This window comes from Streptomyces sp. NPDC015661, from assembly GCF_043077765.1.
In the GTDB taxonomy this organism is placed as follows: Bacteria; Actinomycetota; Actinomycetes; order Streptomycetales; family Streptomycetaceae; genus Streptomyces.
The window spans coordinates 772,991-797,207 of the sequence record NZ_JBIBST010000002.1 but is presented as its reverse complement, the minus strand read 5'-3'; the positions used below and the strand labels follow the sequence as shown (position 1 = coordinate 797,207).

Genomic DNA, 24,217 nt, shown 5'->3' with positions numbered 1-24,217 from the left:
GGGAGTCGTCGGTGTCAGCCCTGGGCGCTGACGGGCCAGCCGGTGTACTGCTCGGAGAGGTAGGCGCGTCCGGCGCGCGTTCCCACCACGTTGTCGAGCTCGCCGAGCTGGCGGCGCCGGTCGAACGCCGAGGCGCCCGGCGGCGTGTGCAGCAGCCCGGTCAGCCAGTGGGAGAAGTTCTGCGCCCGCCAGATCCGCTCCAGGGCCCGCGGCTGGTAGTCGTCGAGGGCGGTCTCGCCCTCGTCCCCGAGCGCCCGCAGCAGGACGTCGGCGAGGACCTTCACGTCGTGCAGGGCGAGGTTGAGGCCGCGGGCGCCGGTCGGCGGCACGGTGTGCGCGGCGTCTCCGGCGAGCACCATCGAGCCCCAGCGCATCGGCTCCTGCACGAACGAGCGGAACCGCAGCACCGCCTTCTCCAGGACCGGACCCTCGGCGAGGCGGAAGCCGTCCTCGCCGGCCACCCTGGCCTGGAGCGTCTCCCAGATCCGGTCGTCCGTCCACGCGTCGACGGACTCGTCGGGGTCGCACTGGAAGTACATCCGCTGCACGGTCTCGGTCCGCTGGCTGATCAGCGCGAACCCGTGCTCGGAGTGGGCGTAGACCAGCTCGGGCGCGCTGCGCGGGGCCTCGGCCATGATGCCGAACCAGGCGAAGGGATACTCCTTGCCGTACCGCACCCGCCGGTCCTCGGGGACCAGGTTGCGGCACATGCTGCGGGAGCCGTCGGCGCCGACCACGTACCGGGCGCGGATCTCGTGCCGGGAGCCGTCGGCGGCGGTGTAGCGGACCCGCGGGGCGTCGGTGGTGATGTCCAGGACCTCGGTGTCCTTGACGCCGAAGTGGACCGTGCCGCCGTCCCGGTCCCGCGCGTCGGCCAGGTCGATGAAGACGTCGGTCTGCGGATACAGCCAGACCGACTCGCCCACCAGCGCCTTGAAGTGGATCCGGTGCGCCCGGCCGCCGACACGGATCTCGGTGCCTTCGTGTTCGTGGCCCTCGCGCAGGATCCGGTCGGAGACGCCGGTCTCGACCAGGTCCCGGGCCACGTCGGCCTCCAGGATGCCGGCCCGCTGCGTCGTCTCGATCTCGTGCCGGGTGCGGGTGTCGAGCACGATCGTCCCGACGCCCGCCCGTCCGAGCCGGTGGGCCAGCATCAGGCCGGCGGGGCCGGCGCCGACTACGGCGACGGGCACCGAGGCGACGGTGTCGACGGGGGCATCGGCCATGGCATCTCCTGGGAGGGTGCGAACGTGCGGGATGACCCGAACGTTGACACCCGGAGCGGCGGCCGGTCGCCGGCGTTTCCGTCAGGCGGAAGTGCCCCGGAGATCAGAGCGCCGTGCGGGCCCGCCGGCCGAGCTCGTCGGAGATCCCGTGCACGGCCCTGAGCAGCGGCTCACGCAGGCCCCGCGCGCGGCTCGCGCTGCGCGCCGCGACGACGATCCCCAGAGCCGCGCTGACGGGTCCGGTCCGGCCGATCCGTACGGGAGCGGCCACCGCGACCGTGTCCTCCGAGAGCTGGCGGTCGCTGACGAAGACCTGCTCGCGGCGGATGCGGTCCAGCTGTCTGCGCAGCGTCTTCGGGTCGGTGACGGTGTGCGGGGTCCAGGCCCGCAGCGGTGAGGCGAGGACCTCCTCCTGGATGTCCCGCGGCGCGTGCGCAAGGAGCACCCGGCCCATCCCGGTGGACCCGACGGGGAACCGGGTCCCCACCATCGTCAGGAGCTGCACCGACCGGTGTCCGGCGATCCGCTCGACGAAGACGAGCTCGGTGCCCTCGCGCACCGCGAGCTGGATGTTCTCGTGCGTCACCTCGTAGAGGTCCTGCATGAACGGCAGGGCCACGTCACGCAGGATCTGCGTACGGGGGCAGCCCGAGGCGATCTCCCAGAGCCTCAGCCCGACGTGCCACGACCCGTCCTCCGCACGCTCCAGAGCCCCCCACGCCGCCAGCTCCGCCACCACACGGTGCGCGGTGCTGAGCGCCAACCCCGTGCGCTGGGCGATGTCCGACAGGGTCTGCGACGGGTGCTCGCGGTCGAAGGCCGACAGGACCAGAAGGACCTTTCCCGCCGCGGTGCTCTGGGTTGTGCTCACACGAGCAGTCTCGCAGACCCGCGTTGAGGCATCCGACCGAGCGCCGTACGATCTGCCGCACACCGAGGAGGAGACGAGAAGACGTGGACCGAGAGATCTCTGGGCTGTCCTCGATGGCGACGCGGCCCGTACTCGCCGAACTCACCGAACACATCCGGCTCGCCCACGGGCTCGCGGTGCGCTTCGACTCCGCGGGCGGCGTCGAGATCGCGAGGCGGGTGCGTGACGGCGCCGAGTCCGATGTGCTCGTGCTTGCCGACGGGGCGCTGGCCGGGCTGGCCGAGCAGGGGTACGTCCTCGGCGACACGGTGCGCCCCCTGTGGGTCTCGGAGGTCGTCGCCGCCGTGCCCGAGGGAACACCGCTCCCTCCGCTGGACTCGGAAGCCGACCTGCGGGCCGCACTGCTGTCGGCGAAGCGGATCGCCTACTCCACCGGCCCGAGCGGCACGGCCCTGGTCGATCTGATCGCCCGGCTCGACCTCGCCGACGTCCTGGGGGACCGGCTCGTCCAGGCGCCACCGGGCGTGCCCGCCGGCAGCCTGCTGTCATCCGGCCGGGCGGACCTGGCCTTTCAGCAGCACAGCGAGCTGATGGACCTGCCGGGCGTCGTCATCGTCGGCCCCCTGCCGGGCGACACCGCCATCACCTCGACGTTCGGCGGAGGCGTCCTGGCCGTCTCCTCCCAGCCGGCCCGTGCCCGCGAAGTCCTCGACCTCCTCGGTTCCGACCAGGCGTCGAAGGCCGCCGCTGCCCGGGGCATGCGGGCCGCCGGGTCCCGCTGATCCCCCTGCCACGCGCCACCGCCGTCGTCACGCGTGCGTGAACACCCCGACCATCCGGGTGTCCGGGTTGCTGCTCATCCCGACGATCGCGCCCCCGTCGGCGCGGTTCACGCGCGCGTGCGCGCCCGCGTAGCCGTCGTCGGTGAGGAAGAACCCCAGCGCCGCGATCCAGTCGTCCACGGTCCCGGTCGCCGGGTCGTACACGGGCTCGGGCCGCGGCACGACCCGCTCCTGCGCCACATAGCCGCCGCGCTCGACCGCGAGGGCCAGGGCCTTGCCCCACTCGGCGTCCGTGCACTCCCAGCCGACGAACGTGTCCAGACCGCCGTACCCGGCCCCGGGCTTGAGGATGAGCCGATCCCGCCGCTCCCGGCAGAGGTCGATCAGCTCGGCGGGGCCGGAGGCGCGCAGCGCCCGGCTCCACGGCAGGACCCGCTCGACCAGGGCCCGCTCGGCGGCGTCGAAGACATCGGCCCGGCGCGGGTCGGAGAGGAGGGCGAGGGCGCTCTTGTGGGAGTAGAGGCCGCTCTCCAGGGACGTGAACAGCACGGTCCTGCCCGCCTCGTGGGCGTGGAAGAAGGGTTCCGCCACCTCCGGGCCCGCGGGGTCGTCGAGCAACTGGCTCGCCGCGAAGTTCCGGAGCACGAGGTCGAGCGGCGTGCCGTCCAGGGTGAGTTTTCCGTCGGCACGCGCGCGTACGTCGCCGATCTCCCCGATCCTGAGGTCGAGACCCTGCTCGGCCATCGCCTCCTGGGTGGCGCGCATCAGCGCTCCGTACGGGCCGACACCCCCGCGCCCCTCGATGAGACCGATCACCGGTTCCGCCGAGCCGGACAGCGCGGGACGGGCCCGGTCGCGCAGCACGGCGGCCATCCGCGCGGCGATGTCCACATGGCCCAGGCCGTGCTCGCGCGCGAAGCCGGCGAACTCGGGGACCCGCAGCAGCGCCCGGCCGAAGACGTCCATGTCGAGACCGCCGACCTCGCTGCCGAGGTTGAGCTCCAGGAGCCTGAACCCGGTGCCGTCGTGGTACGCGTCGGCGCGCCCCAGCTTGGCGGGGACGCCCGACCCGGCCCGGCGGAGCAGCGCCACGAGGGACGGCTCGAACCCGAGCTCCGCCGCGTACCGCTCGACGTCCCCGTCGAAGAGCCGCTCCGGCAGCGACAGGAGGAGGTCGAAGAGGCCCTCCAGGTCCCGGGCGAACGCGGCCGTCTCCGCGGCACGGACGAACCAGGGCCGGGGCAGCAGGTGGGAGCGCCAGGCCGCCTCGAAGGCGGGAGGCAGTTCGGCCCGGGCGACGGCCGTCGCGAGCCCGCCGTTCCCGCGCAGGCACTCGTCCACGTATATCCGGCTCAGTTCGGTCATCTGTCTCGCTCGCTTCGCTGGAAGAGATCGGGTCCGTGCTCCGAAGGGCGAGCAGGGTACCTCAGTACCCGATCCGTACTCCCGTGACCGCGTGACGGTCTGTCAAACCGCCGGTGGCTGCGGAGAATCCGACCAGGACGTTCCGGGGGAGCGTCACCGCCACGTCGATGACCCGGGTGCCGTCGACGAGGACGATCAGGCGTCCTGCGGCGGTGACGTCGACGTCGACGACATGGCTTCCGGTACGGAGCGCGGGCACGGCCGTCGAGGTGGCCGCGTACCGGAGCGTGGTCCCCGTGCCCCCGGTGGCGACCCCCACGAAGTTCGACGACGGCTCCCCGGCGTTGCGGTACGTGTCCAGGGCGACCGCCACGCCCGTCAGGCCGCTGAAGCCGAGCCCGCCGCCCCCGCCGCCGAGGGCGGTGGGCGTCGCACGGGTCGCGTCCAGGAGCATCAGCGCGAGCCCGTCGGCGCCGGTGCCGCCGGAGAGGGTGGCGGTGAAACGGGCCCTCAGCCGGGCCGAGGGAACGGCGGTGGCCCGGATCGCCGACCCCTTCAGGTACGGCTGGGCCGGGGTCAGGACGAGGCTGGTGCCCGACGGCGCGGCGCTGCCGTTGTACGTCCAGCCCTTGGGGCCCGGCGGCGGCACGGCGTACGAGGCGGCGGTGATCGACGCGCCCCGCACGGCGTGGATGTCGGTGATGCCGCCGGTCCCGCCGGTGAAGGCGAGGAGGGCGGCCGGGGGGAGCGAGGCGACGGTGGTCCGCAGCCGCTGGGTGCCGTCCACGGAGAGCGTGAGGGTCTTGCCGGCGACCGCGACGGACACCGTGTGGGTGCCCGACCGCAGGTTGGGCACGCTCGACGTCGTCGACGCGTACGTGAGGGCCGAACCGCTGCCCCCGGTGGCGATGCCGACGAAGTTCGCCGAGGGATCGCCCGGGTTCTTGAAGGTGTCGAAGGCGACGGCCACACCCGGGAGCCCGACGTAGCCGAGGCCGCCGCCGACGCCTCCGAGCGCGGAGGGCGTGGTCCTCGCCGGGTCGAGCAGGGAGAACGTGAGGCCGTCGGCGCCGCTGCCGCCGCCGATCACCGTGGTGAACGAGGCCTTCAGACCGTCGGTCAGCACCGGCACGGGCCAGACCGCGGAACCCCGCTGGGAGGCGCTCGCCTGGGTGAGCTGGAGGTCGTTGCCGGAGATCCGCGCGGAGCCGTTCAGTTTCCAGCCGCCGGCGCCGGGCGTGGGAACGGTGACCGTGGTCCCGGCGATGCCGGTCCCGGTCAGCGCCTCGTTGTGCGGACCGGTCCCGTCGTCGGAGGTCAGCTCGTACGCCGCCGTCACGGCGCCGATGGACGTGGGGGAGAAGGTGACGGCCTGGTGGACGACGTCGTCCGGGCCGAGGACCTGGCCCTCGCTGATCGGATTGGTGACCTGGAACGGAGCCGCCGGAGGCTTCGCCCCACCCGATCGGCGGGCCCGGCCGGCAGCCGTTCCCGCCGGTCGCCCGTCCCCGCGCGTTAGCGGAACGTGAGCGAGACGTGAGCGGCGCGGGGCAGGCTGTGCGTGTCGGCAGGCCAGGGAGGGGTGACCGCCCGCCCGGAACGCCCGCCGACGGGTTCCGAGGAGCAGACCGGAACGAGCGGGACCGAGGCGGGCGCCGTGGCGGCCGTCGTCCTGACGGTTGCCGTCGTGGGGGCGGCACCGGGGAGGACGAGCCGACGCCTGCGGGGAGCCGGCGTCCGGAACCGGACCCGACCGGTCGGGACCCGGTGCGGGCCGTGGGGGCCCGCACCGGGGTCCCGGCGGCCCGGCGCCCCGGCGAATCCATGCCACCTGGTCACAGGACACAGACGACGACTCCACCTTCCTCCAGGAGGCATCATGCGACGACGTACCTTCCTCAAGGGCTCGCTGCTCGGCGCGGCCGCAGCCGCCGTCCCCCTCGGCGCCTCGGCCGCCGAGCCGGCACCCGTCACCTCCCTGAGCGCGCTGCAGAGCGCGATCGACCGGGCCGTCCCCGGGGACAGGATCGTCGTCGCCGACGGCACGTACACCGTCCCCTCGGGCGGAGCGATCGACGTCTCGGGACGCAGCGGCATCACGATCGTCTCGCAGACCCGCGGCGGCGCCGTCCTGCGCGGCGCGCGCAGCTTCGTCCTCGACGGCGCGAGCGCCGTCACCATCAGCGGCTTCGCGCTCCGGCAGAGCGGAACCCTGGAGATCCCGGCGGGCAGCACGGGCATCCGGCTGACCCGCAACGACATCCAGTTCGCGGACGTGGACGGCCTCGACTGGGTCCTCGTGGAGGGCGACGGCGCCAAGATCGACCGGAACCACTTCCACGACCGGACCACGCAGGGCATCTTCCTCGTCGTCGACGGGCCCGGCTCGACCGCCGTGGCGCAGGGCCTCCACGTCTTCAAGAACCGCTTCTCCAACCACCTGTACACGGGCGCCAACGGCGGCGAGTCGATCCGGCTCGGCGTCAGCAGCCGGGCCCTGTCCAACGCCGACGCGATCGTGGAGTACAACCTGTTCGAGCGGTGCGACGGAGACCCCGAGGCCATCTCGGTGAAGTCCTCCGGCAACACCATCCGGTACAACACGATCCGCGACAGCCAGGGCGGCATCGTGCTGCGCCACGGCAACGGTTCCACCGTCGAGGGCAACTGGCTGCTGGGCGGCAAGGAGGGCATCCGTCTCTACGGCAACGACCACCTGGTCGTGAACAACCACCTCGCCGGCCTCACCGGCCGGGCCCTCGTGATCGGCAGCGGCACCACCCGCGACCACCACGACGGCGAGACCACCGAGGAGCGGCGCGGCAACGACGCCTGCGACCGCGCGGTGATCGTGCACAACACCCTGCGCGCCAACAAGAGTTCGCTCTCGGGGGAGACCCGCACGTACGAGCCGCAGGACGTGACCGTCGCCGACAACCTCATCGTCGGGGACAGCGGCAGCCTCGTCGCGATGGGCGCGACCACCGGCTTCATCTGGCAGGGCAACATCCTCTGGGGCGCGGCCGCCGACGGCACCCTCCCCAACGCGGGCTACACCCGGGTCGACCCCCGCCTGACGCAGTCCACGGACGGTGTCTTCCGCCTCTCGGCGGCCAGCCCCGCGATCGGCGCGGCGACTCTCGCCGCCGTGTCGGTCCCGGAGGACATCGACGGTCACGCCCGGGGCACGGCGCGGGACATCGGCTCCGACGAGTACTCGACCCTGGCCCCGGTCCGCCGCCCCCTCACCTCCACGGACGTGGGTCCGAACGCCTCCTGACGTCGTCTCACATCCCGGGGCCTGTCCGACCACACGCGTCGGACAGGCCCTACTGCGCGGCGGCGAGGGCCAGGGAGCCGGTGGCCAGGGCCAGGAAGGCCGTCGGGAAGGCGATGTTGTGGAAGACGCGGGCCCGGACGTGGACGGCGACCGCGCCGAGGAAGAAGAGCACGAGCCCGACCCCGGCGGCGACACCGACGGGCCGCGCGCCCAGCAGGCCGAGCAGGAGCCCGGCGGCGCCCGTGGCCTTCAGGGCGGCAAGCCAGGGGATCCAGGCCGCCGGCACGCCCACTTCCGCCGAGTTGGCCAGCACGAAGGGTGCCCGCGCGAGGTCCGCGGCGGCGATCCCGGAGTTGGCCAGGACGGTGACAAGGGTGACCGATAAGTACGTGGGGGACATGGGTTCCAGCCTCGTCGCGTGCCCGCTTGGCGTCCAATACCCGCATCCATAACCTGGCGGCATGGATGTGGACACCCGGCTCCTGAGGTACTTCGTCGCCGTCGCGGAGGAAGGCAGCCTGACGCGCGCGGCGGAGCGGCTCTACGTCTCGCAGCCCGCGCTCACCAAGCAGATCAAGCACCTGGAAGCGCTGCTCGGGGCGCGGCTGTTCACCCGCTCCAAGGCCGGCATGGCCCTCACCGAACCGGGCCGGGTGCTCGCCGAGCGGGCCTCGGAACTGCTCACCTCCTGGAGCCGTACGCTCCGGGAGGTGAAGACCGCCGCGGGCCGGGAGGAACGGGTCCTGCGCGTCGGCTACCTGGCGAGCGCGGCCAACGAGGCCACCCGCCCCATCGTCGAGGAGTTCGCGCGCCGCAGGCCCGACTGGCGGGTGGCGATGCGGCAGGCCGCCTGGTCCGACCCCACCGCCGGACTCGCTGCCGGGGCCGTCGACGTCGCCCTCGTACGGCTCCCGTTCCCCGGTGAGGACGACCTCCGGGTGGACGTCCTCTTCAGCGAGCCCCGCTGGGTCGCTCTCCCCGTCGACCACCGGCTCGCCGGCCGCGCGACGATCCCCTTCACGGAGCTCCTCGACGAGCCGTTCGTCGCCGCCCCCGCCGAGACCGGCGCCTGGCGGGACTTCTGGCTCGCGACCGACGCGCGCGAGGGCCGTCCCGTCCGAGTCGGAGCCGTCGTCGACCAGCCCGACGACTGGCTCGGCGCGATCGACCATGGCCACGGCATCGCCCTCGCCCCGGAGTCGGCCGCACGCTTCTACGCCCGCCCCGGCATCGTCTACCGGCCGGTCAGCGGCATCGCACCGACCCGGGTCGGCGTCGCCCGTACGGCCGAAGCCGACAGCGATCCCGTCGTACGGGACTTCGTTCGCTGCTGCACGTACATCCGCGACCTGCACGTATGACCACCCCGGTCGTGATCAACTTCGCGATGTCCCGGGGGAATGCACGTGAACAGGGTGGGGACCGTCGTCGCCGCGGTCGTACTGGCAGGCGCGCTGGCGGGCTGCGGTTCCGGAACGCCCGCGGACGGCACACGGCCGGCGGACAAGCCGGCCTCCGCGCAGCCCTTCACGGGCGACACCGGCGACTCCGGTCGGGCGCAGGGCGAGAAGCTCGCCGCCCGGCTCACCCAGGACTTCGTCGCCGGCGCCCTGAAGAAGTAGGAGCCGCCGGGCGGTCTCAGGCCTCCCCGAGACCGCCCCGGGCGATCACCTCCGCGTACCAGCGCGCGCTGTCCTTCAGGGTCCGGCGCTGCGTCGCGAAGTCCACGTGGACGATCCCGAACCGCTTGCCGTAGCCGTACGCCCACTCGAAGTTGTCGAGCAGCGACCACAGGAAGTAGCCCCGGACATCGGCGCCGTCCGCGAGCGCCCGGTGCACCGCCGCCAGGTGCGCGTGCAGATACGCCACCCGCTCCGGGTCCTTCACGTTCCCCGACGGATCGGCGTAGTCGTCGTACGCCGCCCCGTTCTCCGTGATGACCAGCGGTACGCCCGGCAGCTCGTCCCGCAGCCGGACCAGGAGCTCGTGCAGCCCGTCCGCGTCCACCGGCCAGTCCATGGCCGTGCGCGGCCCGGCCGCCGGCTCGAACCGCACGTGCCGCTCGGCCCCCGCCCACGGCGAGGGCGACTCCGAGGTGCCCGCCGCGACGACCGCCGGGGAGTAGTAGTTGATCCCCAGGGAGTCGATCGGCGCGGCCGCCGTCGCCAGGTCGCCGTCCCGGACGAACGACCAGTCCGTGACGGACGCCGTGTCCCGGACCAGGTCCTCGGGGAGCCGGCCGTGGAAGACCGGGTCGAGGAAGATCCGGTTGCCGACGGCGTCGATCCGGCGGGCCGCGTCCAGGTCCTCCGGTGCCTGCGAACGAGCCCGTACGGCATGGAGGTTGAGGGTCAGCGACACCTCCGCGGAACCGGGCAGCGCACCGCGCAGGGCCCGGGCCGCGAGGCCGTGCGCCAGGTTCAGATGGTGCGCGGCGCGCAGCGCGGCGAGGTCACTGGTCCGGCCCGGGGCGTGCACGCCCTGGCCGTAGCCGAGGAAGGCCGCGCACCAGGGCTCGTTGAGCGTGGTCCAGGTCGCGACCCGGTCTCCGAGGGCGTCGGCCGTGATCCCCGCGTACTCGGCGAACCGGTACGCGGTCTCCCGGTGCGGCCAGCCGCCCGCGTCCTCCAACTCCTGGGGCAGGTCCCAGTGGTAGAGCGTCGCCACCGGCCGGATGCCCGCCGCCAGGAGCGTGTCGGTGAGCCGCCGGTAGAAGTCCAGGCCCTTGCGGACGGCCGGACCGCGCCCGGTGGGCTGGACCCGCGGCCAGGCGATCGAGAAGCGGTAGTCCGTCACGCCGAGCAGCCGCATCAGGGCCACGTCCTCGTCGACCCGGTGGTAGTGGTCGGCGGCGATGTCGCCGGTGTCGCCGTTGCGCACCTTGCCGGGCGTACGGCTGAAGGTGTCCCAGATGGACGGGGTCCGGCCGTCCTCGGCGGCGGCTCCCTCGATCTGGTAGGCGGCCGTGGCCGTGCCCCAGCGGAAGCCCTCGGGGAAACGGAGGGCGGTCGTGACGTCGGAGTGGGCGTCGAGCGCGGTCATGAGGTGAGAACTCCCTGGAGTGAGAGGTGTGTCGGAAGAGGCAGGAACGACGGACGTCAGCCCTTGACCGCGCCCTGCATGATCCCGCCGACGATCTGCCGGCCGAGGAGGCCGAAGACGAGCAGCACCGGCAGGGTCCCGAGGAGGGTGCCCGCCATGATCACGGACTGGTCGTGGACGTAGCCGCCGCCGAGCTGGCGCAGCGCGACCTGGACGGTGGGCTCGGAGGAGGAGAGCGCGACGACGGGCCAGAAGAAGTCGTTCCACGCGGCCATGAAGGTCAGCAGACCGAGCACGGCCATGCCGGGACGGGCGATCGGCACCACGATCGACCAGAAGATCCTGGCCGTGGACGCGCCGTCGACCCGGGCCGCCTCGATCAGCTCGTCCGGCAGCGACTGCACCAGGTACTGCCGCATGAAGAACACCCCGAACGCCGACACCAGGCCCGGCAGGATCACCGACTGCAGCTGGTTCACCCAGCCGAGCTCGGCGATCAGCATGAACAGGGGGATCACCCCCAGCTGCGGCGGGATCATCATGGTCCCCACCGTGACCGCGAGCAGCGCGCCCCGGCCCCGGAAGCGGAGTTTCGCGAAGGCGAAACCGGCGAGGGTGCAGCACAGGACGGTGCCGAGGGTGATCGATCCGGAGACGAGCAGCGAGTTGAGCAGCGCCTTGCCGATGTCGGCCTCTTCGAGGACGGCCTCGAAGTTCCGCATCAGGTGCGGTCCCGGCAGCAGGGCCAGCGGGACCTTCGCCAGGTCGGCGTTGGAGCGGCTCGCGGCGACGATCGTCCAGTAGAAGGGAAAGGCGGAGAACAGCACGGCGACGATCAGGATCGTGTAGGCGAACGGCCCGGCGTGCAGGGTGCGCCCGGCCCGGGAGGGCCCGGGCCGTGCCGGGCGGACGAGCGTGGTCATCGGCCGGCCTCCTTGCGGGAACGGCGGCGCGCGATCAGGGCGTTGAGCCCGACCAGCACCACGATGAGCAGGAACATCACCCAGGCGATGGCCGCGGCCCGCCCCAGGTGGAAGAAGCCCCAGCCCTGCTCGTACATGTAGAGGCCGAGCGTCTGGTACTGGTGCGAGATGCCGCCCGAGATCGAGCCTTCGAGGAGCAGCGGCTCGCCGAACAGCTGGGTCGCGCCGATCGTGGAGACGATGACGGTGAAGAGGATGGTGGGACGAAGGCCCGGCAGCGTGACATGGAAGAACTGCCGCCACCGCGAGGCCCCGTCCATGGCGGCGGCCTCGTACAGCTCGTCGGGGATGGACTGCATGCCCGCCAGGTAGATCAGCGCGTTGTAGCCGGTCCAGCGCCAGATGACGACCGTGGACAAGGCGATCTGCGAGGCGACCGTGCCGTTCTGCCAGTCGACGGGGTCGATGCCGACGAGCCCGAGCGCGTAGTTGATCAGCCCGAAGTCACGGCCGAAGAGCTGGGCGAAGACGAGGGTGGCGGCGGCCACCGAGGTCGCGTACGGCAGCAGCACCGCCGTCCGCAGGAAGGTGCGCCCGCGCATCCGGTAGTTCAGCAGATGCGCGAGACCGAGGGCCATGACCAGCTGCGGCACGGTGGAGAGGACGCCGATGGTGAAGGTGTTCCGCAGCGCGACCCAGAAGTACTCGTCACCGAGGAGCGCGGTGTAGTTGCCGAGGCCGCGCCACTCCATGTCGCCGGGGGCCTGGAGCTCGACCCGGTAGAGGGAGACGAAGGCCGTGTAGAGCAGCGGGAAGAGGCCGAAGGCGGCGAACAGGGTGAAGAAGGGGGCGAGATAGGCGTACGGAGAGACCGTCCGCCAGGCCCGCCGGGCGCTCCCCGGCCGGGGCGGCGGGGCGGCGGCGTGCGGCGGGGCCGGTGCCTGGGGTGCGGTGAGGGTCACGGTGCGGCCCTTCGGTGAGAGGTCGGGGCGAGGGGGGTACGGGGCGACGCCGGGCGGGCGGGCACGGCGCCTGGCGGGCACGGTGCCGGGCGGGCAGGCGCGGCGGTCGACCTGGTGGTGGGCTCCGCGAGGACGGGTGCCCGCAAACCGCATACGGGCAGGCAGACGCGGCATGGGTGGGCGGGCGCGGCACCGGCGAGCGGGCGCCGGGCGGGCAGGCAGGCGCGGCGCCCGGCGGCTCCACGTCAGCCGATGGTGTTCTCGACGCCCTTCTTCGCGTTCGACCAGGCCTTCTCGGGCGAGGTGCCCTTGCGCTCGACCTCGCTCAGCGCGTTGGTGATCTGCTGCGCGATGTTCTGGTCGTGCACGCCGAGGACCTGGACCGGCGCCGCCTTCGCCGCGTCGCCGAAGATCTTTCCGGTCGGGGCGCCGGAGAAGTACGCGTCCTCGGCGCCGGCGACCTTCTCGATCGCCCCGGTGGCCGAGGGGAAGTTGCCCTGCTTCTCGAAGAGCCGGGTCTGCTGCTCGGGCGCGGTGAGCCACTTGATCAGCTCGTACGCCTCCTTCTTGTGCCGCGCCGCCCTGGGCACGGCCAGGTAGGAGCCGCCCCAGTTGCCGGCGCCGCCGGGGAGCGCGGCGACGTCCCACTTGCCCTTGCCGGTCTCACCGGCCTGGCCCTTGATGTACCCGAGCATCCAGGCGGGGCAGGGGATCGTGGCGAACGACCCGGCGGCGAAGGCCTGGTTCCACTGCGGGGACCACTGGTCGAGCTTGGCGCTCAGACCGCCCTGCGCGGCCTGGACGGCGTGGTCCCAGGCGCTGCGCAAGGCAGGGTTCTCCTCCCAGATCAGCTTTCCGGAGGCGTCGTAGTACCGCTCCTTCTCCTGCCCGATCATGATCGAGTACAGGCTGCCGACACTGTCGATCCACGCGCTCCTGCCCGGGGCCTTGGCCTTGTACTGCTTGCCGAGCTCCAGATAGCCGTCCCAGGTGGCCCACTTCTTCGCCAGTTCCTCGCGGTCGGTCGGCAGTCCGGCCTGCTGGAACAGGTCCGCGCGGTAGCACAGGGCCTCCGGGCCGACGTCCGTGCCGAGCCCGAGGACCTCGCCGCCCCTGCCGGTGGCGGCGGCCCACTTGGCCGGGGCGAACTGGTCCTTGAGGGCGTCCGCCCCGTACTTCCGGAGGTCCTCGAACCGCTCGGCCTGCTGCTGGGTGACGGAGGCGATCCGGCCGACCTCGATGCCCTGCACGTCGGCGAGGCCGCCCCCGCCGGCGAGCCGGGTCTGGAGGGACTTCCAGTAGTCGGCCTCGTCCTCGGTGTCCGTCTGCTTGATCGTGACGCCGGGGTGGAGCTTCTCGTACTCGGCGTACAGCCCGGCCTCCTTGTATCCGAACGAGCCGAACAGGTCCACGGTGATCGTGACCTCGCCCCCGGCTGCGTCCGTGGACGCGCCGTCCGTCGAACTTCCGCAGGCGGCGAGCAGTGCCCCGGTGAGCACGACCGCCCCGAGGCGGGCGGCGGTTCTTCTGGCGGCTCGGGCGATGGGCATGGGAAGCCTCCTTGGCTCCGGAACGAGCGAGAGCGATTGAGAGCGCTCTCAAACCTGCGGGGGGAGCGTGCCCGTGGAGAGGTGCATCCGTCAAGGCTCGAAGGCGTATCGGACGGGAAGACGCGCCAACTCCCGTCTGTGTTCAATCCATTGACACAGTCGTTTCGCGGGTTTTACGTTTCCGGCGATCTGAGAGCGCTCTCACCCTCCTCCCCGCACACCCCCCACCCACCCCGACGACATGAGGTGCTCCTTCATGCCAGCCCCCCGCAGCAGGCCGGCCGCAGTAGTGGTCCTGGTCTCCGCCCTCGCCGCCCTGGGAGTCGGCCCCGCCGCCGGCCCCGCGGCGGCCGCCACCGTCCCGGTGGGCGCCGGAAGTTACTCCGACAGCCGACCCGCCGGCACCTCGGGACCCACCACGAACACCGGCACCCCGGTCACCCCCAAGGTCACCCCCGCCGCCCAGGGCAAGCCGGTCCCCACCAACGACTGGTGGTCCTCCCTCGCCTTCCAGCGGTACGGGGACAACCCGTACTCCACCCCCATGTACGGCCACCCGCTCACCTACCAGGCCGTCGCCGGCGGCCTGGAGATCGGCTACCCGACCAGCCCCGCGATCGTCGGGGACGGGCGCCAGTACGAGTTCGCCCACAAGCGCGACCTCACCCTCGGCCTCACCGGCCTCAACTCGCCCGACACCAGGGCCGACGCCTGGTCCGACTGGACCGTCACCCCCTACTGGTCCGACGGCGCCCGCACCCTGCGCACCACCATCGGCCACGGCCTGCCCTTCGTGTACGCCAAGGGCACCGGCGGCGACGCCCGGATCACCACCGCCGAGGCGCCCACCGTCTTCGCCGACCAGGGCAACGTCCTCGGCATCACGGTCGCGGGCCACCACTACGCCCTCTTCGCGCCCACGGGCACCGACTGGAACGTGTCCGGCTCGACCGTCACCGCGGGCCTCGGCGGCAAGGACTACTTCTCCGTCGCCGTCCTGCCCTCCACCGACGCGCTCGCGACCTACCGGAAGTACGCGTACAGCTTCGTCACCGGCTCCACGGTGAACTGGAGCTACGACGCGGGGACGGTTCGCGCCACGTACACCCTCACCACCGAGGCGAAGGAGGGCACCGAACGGGGCACCCTCCAGGCGCTCTACCGGCACCAGTGGCTGCACACCACCGACCCGCTCACCCCGTACACGTACGTCTCGCCCCGCGGCACCATGAAGGTCCGCGAGTCCGCCTCCTTCACGACCTCGCAGCGGGCCGCCGCCACCCTGCCGGGACTGCCGGGCGCCGGCGTGGACCCCGCCCGGCTGCGCGGCTACCTCAACGAGGTCGCGAACTCCGCCGACCCGTTCTCCGGCGCCGTCGACACGTACTGGACGGGCAAGGCCCTCGGCAAGCTCGCCCAGCTCGTGCCGCTCGCCGACCAGATCGGCGAGGGCGCGATCCGCGACAAGCTCCTCGGCCTCGTCAAGGGCCGTCTCCAGGAATGGTTCACGGCCGGCGGCGCCAACGAGTTCTCGTACGACCAGGCCTGGAAGACCCTGATCGGCTATCCCGCCTCCTACGGCAGCGACACCGAACTCAACGACCACCACTTCCACTACGGCTACTACGTGTACGCGGCCGCGATCGTCGCCCAGTACGACCCGGCCTGGGCCACCGACTCGGCGTGGGGCGCCATGGTCAAGACGCTGGTCAGGGACACCGCCAACCCCAGCCGCACCGACAGCGCCTTCCCCTTCCTGCGCGGCTTCGACGTCTACGCCGGACACAGCTGGGCCAGCGGCCACCAGGGCTTCGCCGCGGGCAACAACCAGGAGTCCTCCTCCGAGTCGACCAACCTCAGCGCCGCCCTCGTCCTCTGGGGCTCGGCAACCGGCGACAACCAGCTCCGCGACCTCGGCACCTATCTGCTGACCACCGAGGGCGAAGCCGTCGCCCAGTACTGGTTCGACGCCGACCAGCAGGTCTTCCCCGCGGCCTTCCAGCACGACACCGCCGGCATGGTGTGGGGCAGCGGCGCCGCCTACGCCACCTGGTGGACCGCGAACCCCGAGGAGATCCACGGCATCAACGTCCTCCCGGTGACCGGCGGTTCGCTCCAGCTCGCCGGACACCAGGACGCCGTCCGGCGCAACGTCGCCGAGATGGAACGCGAGAACGGCGGCCCCGCCGTCGAGTGGCGCGACATCCTCTGGGAGTTCCAGTCCCTCGCCGACCCCGGCGCCGCCAAGGCCAAGTGGGACGCGGGCAACGCCGGTTACACCCCGGAGGCGGGGGAGTCCAAGGCCCACACCTACCACTGGCTGACGGCGCTCGACACGCTCGGCGCTCCCGACGCGACGGTCACCGGATCCCTCCCCACCTCCGCCGTCTTCCTGAAGGGCACCACCCGCACGTACGTGGCCCACAACCACGGCGCGACCGCCCGCACGGTCACCTTCTCCGACGGCGCGTCCCTCTCGGTCCCGGCCCGTTCCACCGCGACCGGCACCGGCACGGGCGGCCCCGGACCCGACCCCGAGCCCTCGACGGGCAACACCTTCCAGCTCCGTACGGGAGGCACCCTCACCACGGCCACCGGCGCCACCGCCGGCAGCGACACCATCGCCTCGGCCCAGGGCGCCAACCACGACGGCACCCCGTACCGGCCGCTCGTCTACGAGGTCAGGAACGTCAACGGCACGCTCAGGAGCGGTGGTTCGACCGCCTTCCGGCTCCAGGTGGACGCCGGCACGGTGGTCGGCCTCGGTCAGCAGGCCCGCATCAGCTACGACCTCACCGGCGACGGCACCTTCGACCGGACGGAGACCTACCGGTACTTCGCGACCGACCCGGTCACCGGCTGGGAGGAGTACGCCCAGACGCGCGGCCTGCAGTCCGCCACCGGAACGCTCGGCGACCTGCGCGGCGGCACGGTCCGCCTGGAGGTCTGGAGCGCGATCGGAAACGGCGACTCGCGGCTCCAGACGGGCACGGACCGGTCCGTCCTCGTCATCCCGTACGACTGACCCTCCGGCGAGGAGGCGGCGGGCCCGGGAACGTCACCGGGACCCGCCGCTCTCCCGTACGGAGTCAGGCGGAGGCGCGGCGGACCAGCGAGGTCGGGGTGATCACGGACGACGGGATCCCGGGCCCGGTCCCGTCGAGCAGCCGCATGAGGAGCTTCACCATCAGCCGGCCCATCCCCTCGATGTCCTGGTGGACGGTGGTCAGGGCGGGGACGGTCCCTTCGGCCACCGACGCCATGTCGTCGAAGCCGACGACCGCCACGTCCTCCGGCACCCGTAGTCCGCGCTCCCGCAGGGTCCGCAACGCCCCCGAGGCCATCAGGTCGTTGGCGACGAACACCCCGTCGACGTCCGGCCGCCGGTCGAGGAGCTCCGCCATCGCGCGCGCCCCGCTCTCCTCCGTGAAGTCGCCCCGGCACAGGAGCTCGGGATCCGCGTCGAGGAGGACGTCCCGATAGCCGTGGATCCGGTCGATCGCGGACGTCTGGTCGGCGGGACCGGAGATGTGCGCGATGCGCTGCCGCCCGAGACCCACCAGATGCCGCACCGCCTCCCGGGCGCCACCGCGGTTGTCGCAGTCGACGAAGGGCACGGCCGGATCGGTACCGGCGGCGGGCCGCCCGCCGAAGACCACCGGAATCCGAGCCCGCTCGATCACGGACGGCAGTGCGTCGTCGCTGTGCAGCGAGAAGGCCAGGGCTCCGTCGACGTGCCCGCCGCCGAGATAGCGCGAGATCCGTTCGTGGTCCCCCGGACCCTCCACCCACAGGAGCACCAACTGGGCGTCGTGAGCCGTCAGTTCCCGGCTGATGCCGCGCACCTGCTGCTCGAAGAAGGGGTCCGAGAAGATTCGGAACTCGGGCTCCGCGATGATCACGGCGACGGCGCCGTTGCGCCGGGTGACCAGGGTGCGGGCCGCGTGGTTCGGCACGTAACCGAGCTCGTCCACGGCCCTGAGCACCTTCTCCACCAGCGGAGCGCGTACCCCCGCACCCCCGTTGACGACCCGGGAGGCCGTGGCACGGGAGACACCCGCGCGCGCGGCGACGCCTTCCAGCGTGGGGCGGGGCCCCGTGGTCTGCTCGGGCAAGGCGTACGCTCCTCTGCTGCGTCGGCTGTACGGGGCGTGCGGTGGGTGTGTCCGACGGGCCCCGCAGGGACCAGGATATCCGGGGACGTCACACGTTGAGAGCGCTCCCAGAACCCGCTTCCAGAACCCGCTTCCAGAACCCGCTCCCAGAACCTGCGGCACCGACGGGGACTCGGGGAGCGGCGGGCGGTGAGCCGGGCGAGCGGCCCCTGTGGCGAGTCCGTCGGCAGGGGAGAGACGTCCTGATGACTGTCCCGTGGACGATCCCCGGGGCGGTGTCAGTGGGGCGTGCGACGATCCAGGACATGATCGTCTCGCTGGATGCCCTGCTGCCCACCACCGGTACGCACGTGTCGACCACCTACACCGACTGGGTCGCCGCCCACGACCCGGGCGCGGCCGAGGCCGCGCGTGGGCTGGTCCAGGACATGGGTACCGAGCTCGGCCGGTCCTGGACCAAGCCCGGTGCGTTCGTCGACGCGATGGCGCGGCGGGCGCGGCAGCTGCCGCCGGCGCATCTGCCGTGGTTCTGGGACACCGTCGGGCATCGGCTGATCGGTTACGGGAGCAGGCCGGGCGGGCGGGCGTACGCGGCGGCCCGGGCGGCCGAGACCCAGCACTGTCTTCCGGTGGACCCCGCCTACCGCCTGGCCAACGGGCTGCTGTTCGCCACGGGCGGGGCCATGCCCGCCAAGGAGTTCGGCGCCCATCAGCGCTTCCTCGCGGACTCCCTCGATCCGGCGGCGGCGCACACCGCCCTGGAGGCGTTCCTGACCGCCTGGGCCGCCTCGCCCGCCGACCTCCCCGCGGATCTGGTGCGCCGGGTACGGGCCTCCGCCAAGAAGGCCGGGCTCGGGGACGTGGAGGTCGCCCGGCTCGTGGGCGCGATCCTGTCGGTCACCCGGAAGAAGAGCGTGCCCGACGCCCTGCTCGCGGCGGCCGAACCGGTCCTGACGGCCCATCCGCCGACGGACGCCGTCGCGGCCGGTCTGGTGGAGGTCTTCCCCGAAGGCGTCACCGACGGAGGCGCGTGGCTGCGGATGCTGATCGGCTGCGGCGCGACCGCGGCCATGGAGGCCGGCCGGATCGTGCCGGAGGGCGGAGCGCACCATTGGCTCGGGAACTTCGTCCGCATGTACCAGTACGCCCTGCAGTCCGGCGGCGGCGTCGCACGACAGCCGCTGCCCGAGGAACTCCTCGACCTGATCGGCAGGTTGGGACCACGCCTGCGGAGCGAGGCCGCGTCCCTGACGCTGCACACCACCCGCCACCACTACCAGGGCTTCGACGCGGACGTCCTCGACGCCTGCCTGGCGGCGGGGGCCACGGTCACCGACCCGGGCGCGGACGTCCGGATGCGCTTCTGGGGCGAGAAGTCCCGGCGCGACCTCGCCGCGCTCGCCGCCGACCCCGTGTTCGGCCCGCGCCTGGAAGGGACCGTGCACGCGAACCTGCTGCCGAGCTGGCCCATGGCGCGCGGGCGGCAGCCCGGCTCCGCGGTGACGCTGCTCCCGGGCAACGAGGGCATCGCCCACGAGGTGGCCGGACGGGTCGGCAAGCTCGTCGACACCGTCGGGGGCGGCGGCATGGCCGGCGCCGAGGAGTCCGTGACCGAACTGGAGACCCTTCTCGACCGGCCGACCGTGACCGCGCTCGGCGGGATCGTCGACGCCCTCGGCGCGGTGAGCGCGGCGGGCGCGCTGCACCGCTCGCTCACGGCCGGGCTTCCGGAGGAACTGGCCTGGCCGGCGCTTGAGTCGGTGTACGCGGAGTTCGCCGCCGAAGCCCAAACCGAAACCCAAACCGAAACCCAAGCCGAAACCCAAGCCGAAGCCGAAGCCGAAGCCGAAGCCGACGGCGATGACGGACCCGTGCCAGGGGTCTCCGGCGTCGCCGGAATGACCTGCACCTGGCCCGTGCTCACCGTGTTCGGGGCCGACCGTGCGGTCGCGGTCGCCCCGGACGGGGTGCGGGCCTCCTGCCGCTTCACGGTGCCGGACGACGCGACGATGCACGCCGTCCACTACGTCGGCGGATCGTTCCTCGTGAGCTGGTCGGTCAAGCAGGATCCGTACTACTGCGACACCGCCTGCTGGGCGGACCGGCCCGAGGAGCCGTTCGCGCCGGACGAGCAGGGCGGCCTCGTGCCGTTCGGCGGGAAGCTGGACGGGGCCTACGGCTTCCAGTTCGAGACCGCCGACGGGGGAGGGCGCCACGGCGGTCTGCGTGCCCTGCGGCCCGGCGGCACGGAAGGCATCGACAGCAACGAGCTGCAGCTCGGCGACGGCTCCCGGATCTGGACCAACGGCGTGTACCGCGATCGCCCTTGGCAGTCGGTGGACCGGGTCACCGGGGAGCCGGCGGGTGGCGTCGGAGTGCCCGCCTTCCCCGGTCGCCCCGCGAGCGCCGACCCGGCGACGGAACCGTCCGAGGCGGGCATGGCCCTGGCCCAGGAGGCCCTGCACCTGGCGCCGCTGCCCGCCGGTCTGACCGAGTCCCCGCTCGGCAGCAGGGACGGTCTCGTCGGAACCCGGATCCTGTTCCGTACCCCGCACCGCGACCCCGCGCCCGACCACTACCTGCTCCAGAGCATCGACGGGCGCACGGCGCGGTTCGGCATCGACCGGCAGGGCCAGAAGCCGTGGGCGCTGTGGGCGCCGCCGGAGGGTGCCGCGGAGGACGTGGTCCTCGCCGACGCCGAGACGTGGACGGGCGTGCGGGCGTACACCGCGGACGGCGTCCTGCTGTGGGAGCTGGACGGCCCCCACTCGCACCGGGAGCCCCGGGTGAAGCCGGCCCGGCGGGTCACGCCGTCCCGGGGCGTGGCTCTTCCCCCGGCCTTCTGGTACCTCCTCCGGACCCGGGACGCCGCCGGGTCCCGGGGGCTGCGCCACATGCGCCGGGAGGCGGCGGAAGCGCTGCTCGCCGCCGCCTCCGAGGGCATGGCCGCCTCCGAGGGCACGGGTGCCTTCGACGGCACGGCCGCTTCCCACGGCGCGGCGGCGCTCCGTGCGGTCGTGGCGCGGGAGCTGCCGGACGTCACGGATCCCGTCCTGGTCGAGGCGGTCGTCGCCGTGGCGGAGCGGGCCGCACGCGTGGAGGAGCGGCGGCGGGCCCTGCACCGGCGTGTCACCCTGCTCGCCGAGGCGCCGCCCGTGCGGCTCGGCCGGTCCGCGCCGGACACCGAACTCGTCCCCGCGCTCTTCGGTCTGGTCGGGACCGGCGAGCCCGACCAGTGGCGTCGGACCCCCGACGTGGCCCTCCCCGCGACGCTGACCGCGCTCGCGGCCGACGGCGCCTGCCTGGACGGGACGATCGTCGAGGAGGTGCGGCGGCTCTCGCCGCCCGCCCCGCCGCACGACTGGTCCCAGCTCCTCGGCACGATCGACGCGGTGGCCTGGCGGGCCGCGGTGGCACCGACCCCGGACGCGGAACGGGCCGCTCTCCTCGCGCTCCTGGACACCTGGGCCGAGCAGCCGTTCGCCCGTGCGGGCAGCCGTTGGTGGGCGGGGAGGACGTCCGGCCCCGGGATCGTGGGCTTCATGCGCGCGCACGGCACGGTCCTCGCGTCCGCCGGGGTCCGGGACGGCGGCGCGGAGCACTGGTTCGTGGCGCCCGTCGCCGAGAACCCGCACGCCGACCCGGTCCCGGGCGTGGCCACGGAGGTGCGGCACGTGCGCGTGGAGCGTGACGACGCCCAGCGGCTGCGGGCCCTCGTGGCCGCGGTGGACGCCCACGGGCCGGTCCCGCTCCCGGAGACGGCGGCCGCGCGCTTCGCCGAACTGACGGGCGTACGAATGTCGGTGGCCCGGCTCGTCGTCGCCGGTCTCGTCGGCCGGACGGACAGGGAGGAGCACCGGGCCCTCGTGCGCAAGGCCCCGTACAAGGCGACCCCGCTGACGGCGGAGTCGTACGAACGGCTGCGCGCCCGGCTCGGCGACGCGGGGCGCAGGGCCGTCCTGGCCGCCGCCCTTCCCGACGACCCGGCCGAGCTGTGGCGGCAGGGCGGCGTCGAGGCGGCCGTGGAGCGGATGGCCGGAGTGTGGCGGGAGCTCCTCGGGGCGCGGCCCGTCGTCGACGACGCGACGGCCGACGCCCTGGAGACCGACCTCGGCCTCGCCGAGGTGTGGGCCCGGCGCCTCGCCGGAGGCTACGACGCCGCCGAGGACGCGACCGTGCCCGCGGCCGGCTGGGAGCTGGCCGGGACCCGGTACGGCACCGGGGTGGAGGTCAGGGCCGTACCGCCGGCCGGCCCCGAACTGCCCTACCGGACCCCGGTGGGGCTCGCCGTGGCGGACGTCGCGAGCGCCCTGGTGTGGGCGTGGACGGACCGGCCCGTCGGCGATCCGGCGCTGGCGGGCGCGCAGGCCCTGTACGAGCGGCTGCGCGCCGAGCTGGACCGCCCGGAACTGCTGCTCGGCCTCGCCGGCGGCCGCATCAAGGACACGTCGGAGCGGATCGCCGAGCGGTTCGGACCCCGGCGGCTGCCGGTCGACTGGCACGAGGACAACCGGTCCGCCCCGGTCGGCGCCTACGACTCGGGACCGCTCGTCGTGTGCGCTCCCGGCGGCGCCGCCTTCCTGCGCCCCGCGGCGGTCGCCGATCCCGAGGCGTGGCGGGAGGTCCGTGAGCTCACCGACCTCGCCGAGGAGCTGGACCGGGTGGCACCGCTCCTCTCCGGCGGCGGACTCGCGCGGATGATGCGCCGGGCGCGCTCCGGAGCCGTACCGGTCGGCGCGTACGAGGCGGATCCGCGCCGGTCCTGCCCGGAGCTCCTCGCCCGGGTGGCGGCGAGGCTCGGCGTGGGCGGGGACGCGGCGGCCCTGTACCTCCAGCTGGCGACCCTGGCCGCGCCCACCGACCGGAACGTACGTCGGTGGAACGGCTGGTCGACGAAGTGCCACGCGGAGGTCCGGGCGGAACTCCTGGCCACCGGCGCGGTCGTGGAGGCCAAGCGGGCACGGGCCGGCCGGACCCTGTTCCTGCCCGGGGACTGGACGGAACTCAAGGCCCCGCACCTGCCGCTGGAGACCGTGAAGCTGACGAGCCACCTGGTGCGGCCGATGTGGGACAACCTGATCCGTTCCCCGTTCGTCCGGGTGCTGCCCACGGCACCCCTCCACGAGATGTTCGAGGAGGCCTGGGAGCGGATCTCCGCCTAGGTCCCGTCAGGGCCCGTGCGGGGGACGCCGGCAGCACGGGCCCATGACGACGCTGCCCCGCCCACCGAGGGGTGGGCGGGGCAGCGTCACGGAGATGTTCGCCGGTCAGCCGGCGGCAGGGGACCCGAGCTGAACCTGCGGGTCGGCGCCGGCCGTTCGGGCCGCCAGCACCTTCTGCGCGAGGACGCCGAAGACGATCCCGAAGACCGCCCACAGCACCGCCTGGATGGCCAGCGACGCGAGCCTGAACTCCCAGAGCAGCGCGGCCGGGAAGCCCGCCGCGACGGCGTCGTCGTTGTCCGGCAGGAACGCGAACGCGACCGCCGTCACGACGATGAACCCGCCGGCCGCCGCCAGGGTCGCGTTCCAGTTCCCCAGACGCGGCGCGAGCCGGCGCCCGGCGATCACGGCGGCGATCCCGAGGAGAACGCTGAGCAGGATCATCAGGAAGAACAGGGTGGTGCGCTGCCCGATGGTGTCCGGATTCCCGACGGCCGGAGGGGTCGCCGGGTACTTGAGGAACGGCACCAGATAGACGGTGGTGAACGCCGCGGCGGCGGTGAGCGCCGCCGTCGCCCGGGGGCTGAACCGGCCGACGCGGCCCAGCACGAACGAGAACGCCAGCGAGGCGATACCGCCGAGCGCGACCCCGTACACGAGGACGCCGGTGGCGAGGCCGAAGGTCGACTGGGTGGAGCGGCTGAACCCCTCCTCCTCTTCCTCGGCGGCCTCCACGGCGACGGTGCCGCCGCCGTGGCCCGCGTGGGACCCGTGGCCGGCCGGGGCTTCCCCGGCGGCCTTGGCCTCCTCCACGGCGATCGCACCGTTCACGGGCGGTTCACCCACGGCGTAGGCCACGGCGAAGGCGAAGAGCCCGGCGATCAGGCCGGCGAGCATGCCGCGGACCAGGAGGGATCTGACAGTTGAGGCGTGCATGGT

At 73.3% G+C, this 24,217-nt stretch carries 17 protein-coding genes; 6 read left to right on the top strand and 11 right to left on the bottom strand.

Features of this window, described 5'->3' with window-relative positions; genetic code table 11:
* Window positions 1–14: 14 nt before the first annotated feature.
* Entirely contained in the window at window positions 15–1,226 is a 1,212-nt protein-coding gene (locus tag ACF07V_RS08145) for a 4-hydroxybenzoate 3-monooxygenase (RefSeq protein WP_392152247.1), read from the bottom strand.
* A 103-nt stretch (window positions 1,227–1,329) separates the two neighbouring features.
* Window positions 1,330–2,097, bottom strand: a complete 768-nt coding sequence (locus tag ACF07V_RS08140) for an IclR family transcriptional regulator (RefSeq protein ID WP_392152245.1) — start codon at window positions 2,095–2,097, stop codon at window positions 1,330–1,332.
* 83 nt (window positions 2,098–2,180) lie between these two features.
* On the opposite strand from ACF07V_RS08140, the gene ACF07V_RS08135 reads away from it, so the two are divergent.
* Window positions 2,181–2,879 carry a substrate-binding domain-containing protein gene (locus ACF07V_RS08135; RefSeq protein WP_392152243.1) on the top strand — a complete coding sequence of 233 codons (699 nt, stop codon included), beginning with the start codon at window positions 2,181–2,183 and terminating at the stop codon, window positions 2,877–2,879.
* Between the two features lie 27 nt (window positions 2,880–2,906).
* Here the strand turns inward: ACF07V_RS08135 and ACF07V_RS08130 are convergent, their stop codons facing one another.
* Complete coding sequence (locus tag ACF07V_RS08130; protein ID WP_392152241.1) at window positions 2,907–4,244, bottom strand: hypothetical protein; 1,338 nt, start codon at window positions 4,242–4,244, stop codon at window positions 2,907–2,909.
* A gap of 61 nt (window positions 4,245–4,305) precedes the next feature.
* A complete protein-coding gene (locus ACF07V_RS08125) occupies window positions 4,306–5,583 on the bottom strand; it encodes a hypothetical protein (protein WP_392152239.1) in 1,278 nt (425 codons plus the stop codon).
* A gap of 540 nt (window positions 5,584–6,123) precedes the next feature.
* Between ACF07V_RS08125 and ACF07V_RS08120 the strand changes: the two genes are divergently transcribed.
* The gene (locus tag ACF07V_RS08120; protein ID WP_392152238.1) at window positions 6,124–7,524 is read left to right on the top strand and encodes a polysaccharide lyase 6 family protein; all 1,401 of its coding nucleotides are present in this window, start codon (window positions 6,124–6,126) and stop codon (window positions 7,522–7,524) included.
* Between the two features lie 49 nt (window positions 7,525–7,573).
* Here the strand turns inward: ACF07V_RS08120 and ACF07V_RS08115 are convergent, their stop codons facing one another.
* Entirely contained in the window at window positions 7,574–7,924 is a 351-nt protein-coding gene (locus ACF07V_RS08115) for a DoxX family protein (protein ID WP_392152236.1), read from the bottom strand.
* 61 nt (window positions 7,925–7,985) lie between these two features.
* On the opposite strand from ACF07V_RS08115, the gene ACF07V_RS08110 reads away from it, so the two are divergent.
* Both ACF07V_RS08110 and ACF07V_RS08105 read left to right on the top strand, forming a co-directional pair.
* Complete coding sequence (locus ACF07V_RS08110; RefSeq protein WP_392152235.1) at window positions 7,986–8,885, top strand: LysR family transcriptional regulator; 900 nt, start codon at window positions 7,986–7,988, stop codon at window positions 8,883–8,885.
* Between the two features lie 45 nt (window positions 8,886–8,930).
* Window positions 8,931–9,146: a hypothetical protein gene (locus tag ACF07V_RS08105; RefSeq protein WP_392152233.1), complete on the top strand. Its 216-nt coding sequence runs from the start codon at window positions 8,931–8,933 to the stop codon at window positions 9,144–9,146.
* Between the two features lie 16 nt (window positions 9,147–9,162).
* Here the strand turns inward: ACF07V_RS08105 and ACF07V_RS08100 are convergent, their stop codons facing one another.
* From ACF07V_RS08100 to ACF07V_RS08085, 4 genes are all read right to left on the bottom strand, one after another.
* Window positions 9,163–10,566, bottom strand: a complete 1,404-nt coding sequence (locus tag ACF07V_RS08100; protein ID WP_392152232.1) for a GH1 family beta-glucosidase — start codon at window positions 10,564–10,566, stop codon at window positions 9,163–9,165.
* Between the two features lie 56 nt (window positions 10,567–10,622).
* The gene (locus tag ACF07V_RS08095; protein WP_392152230.1) at window positions 10,623–11,489 is read right to left on the bottom strand and encodes a carbohydrate ABC transporter permease; all 867 of its coding nucleotides are present in this window, start codon (window positions 11,487–11,489) and stop codon (window positions 10,623–10,625) included.
* Complete coding sequence (locus ACF07V_RS08090; protein WP_392152229.1) at window positions 11,486–12,451, bottom strand: carbohydrate ABC transporter permease; 966 nt, start codon at window positions 12,449–12,451, stop codon at window positions 11,486–11,488. The genes ACF07V_RS08095 and ACF07V_RS08090 overlap by 4 nt, the downstream gene beginning before the upstream one ends.
* 245 nt (window positions 12,452–12,696) lie before the next feature.
* Window positions 12,697–14,001, bottom strand: coding sequence for an extracellular solute-binding protein (locus tag ACF07V_RS08085; protein WP_392152227.1), 1,305 nt, complete (start codon window positions 13,999–14,001; stop codon window positions 12,697–12,699).
* Between the two features lie 256 nt (window positions 14,002–14,257).
* Between ACF07V_RS08085 and ACF07V_RS08080 the strand changes: the two genes are divergently transcribed.
* Window positions 14,258–17,026 carry a glycosyl hydrolase gene (locus tag ACF07V_RS08080; protein ID WP_392152225.1) on the top strand — a complete coding sequence of 923 codons (2,769 nt, stop codon included), beginning with the start codon at window positions 14,258–14,260 and terminating at the stop codon, window positions 17,024–17,026.
* Window positions 17,027–17,090: 64 nt separating this feature from the next.
* Here ACF07V_RS08080 and ACF07V_RS08075 read toward each other — a convergent pair whose 3' ends face one another.
* Window positions 17,091–18,116: a LacI family DNA-binding transcriptional regulator gene (locus ACF07V_RS08075; protein WP_392152223.1), complete on the bottom strand. Its 1,026-nt coding sequence runs from the start codon at window positions 18,114–18,116 to the stop codon at window positions 17,091–17,093.
* Between the two features lie 305 nt (window positions 18,117–18,421).
* Here ACF07V_RS08075 and ACF07V_RS08070 point away from each other — a divergent pair, with 305 nt between their 5' ends.
* Complete coding sequence (locus ACF07V_RS08070) at window positions 18,422–23,278, top strand: hypothetical protein (RefSeq protein ID WP_392152221.1); 4,857 nt, start codon at window positions 18,422–18,424, stop codon at window positions 23,276–23,278.
* Between the two features lie 105 nt (window positions 23,279–23,383).
* Here ACF07V_RS08070 and ACF07V_RS08065 read toward each other — a convergent pair whose 3' ends face one another.
* Window positions 23,384–24,214, bottom strand: a complete 831-nt coding sequence (locus tag ACF07V_RS08065) for a CbtA family protein (protein ID WP_392152220.1) — start codon at window positions 24,212–24,214, stop codon at window positions 23,384–23,386.
* Window positions 24,215–24,217: the final 3 nt, after the last annotated feature.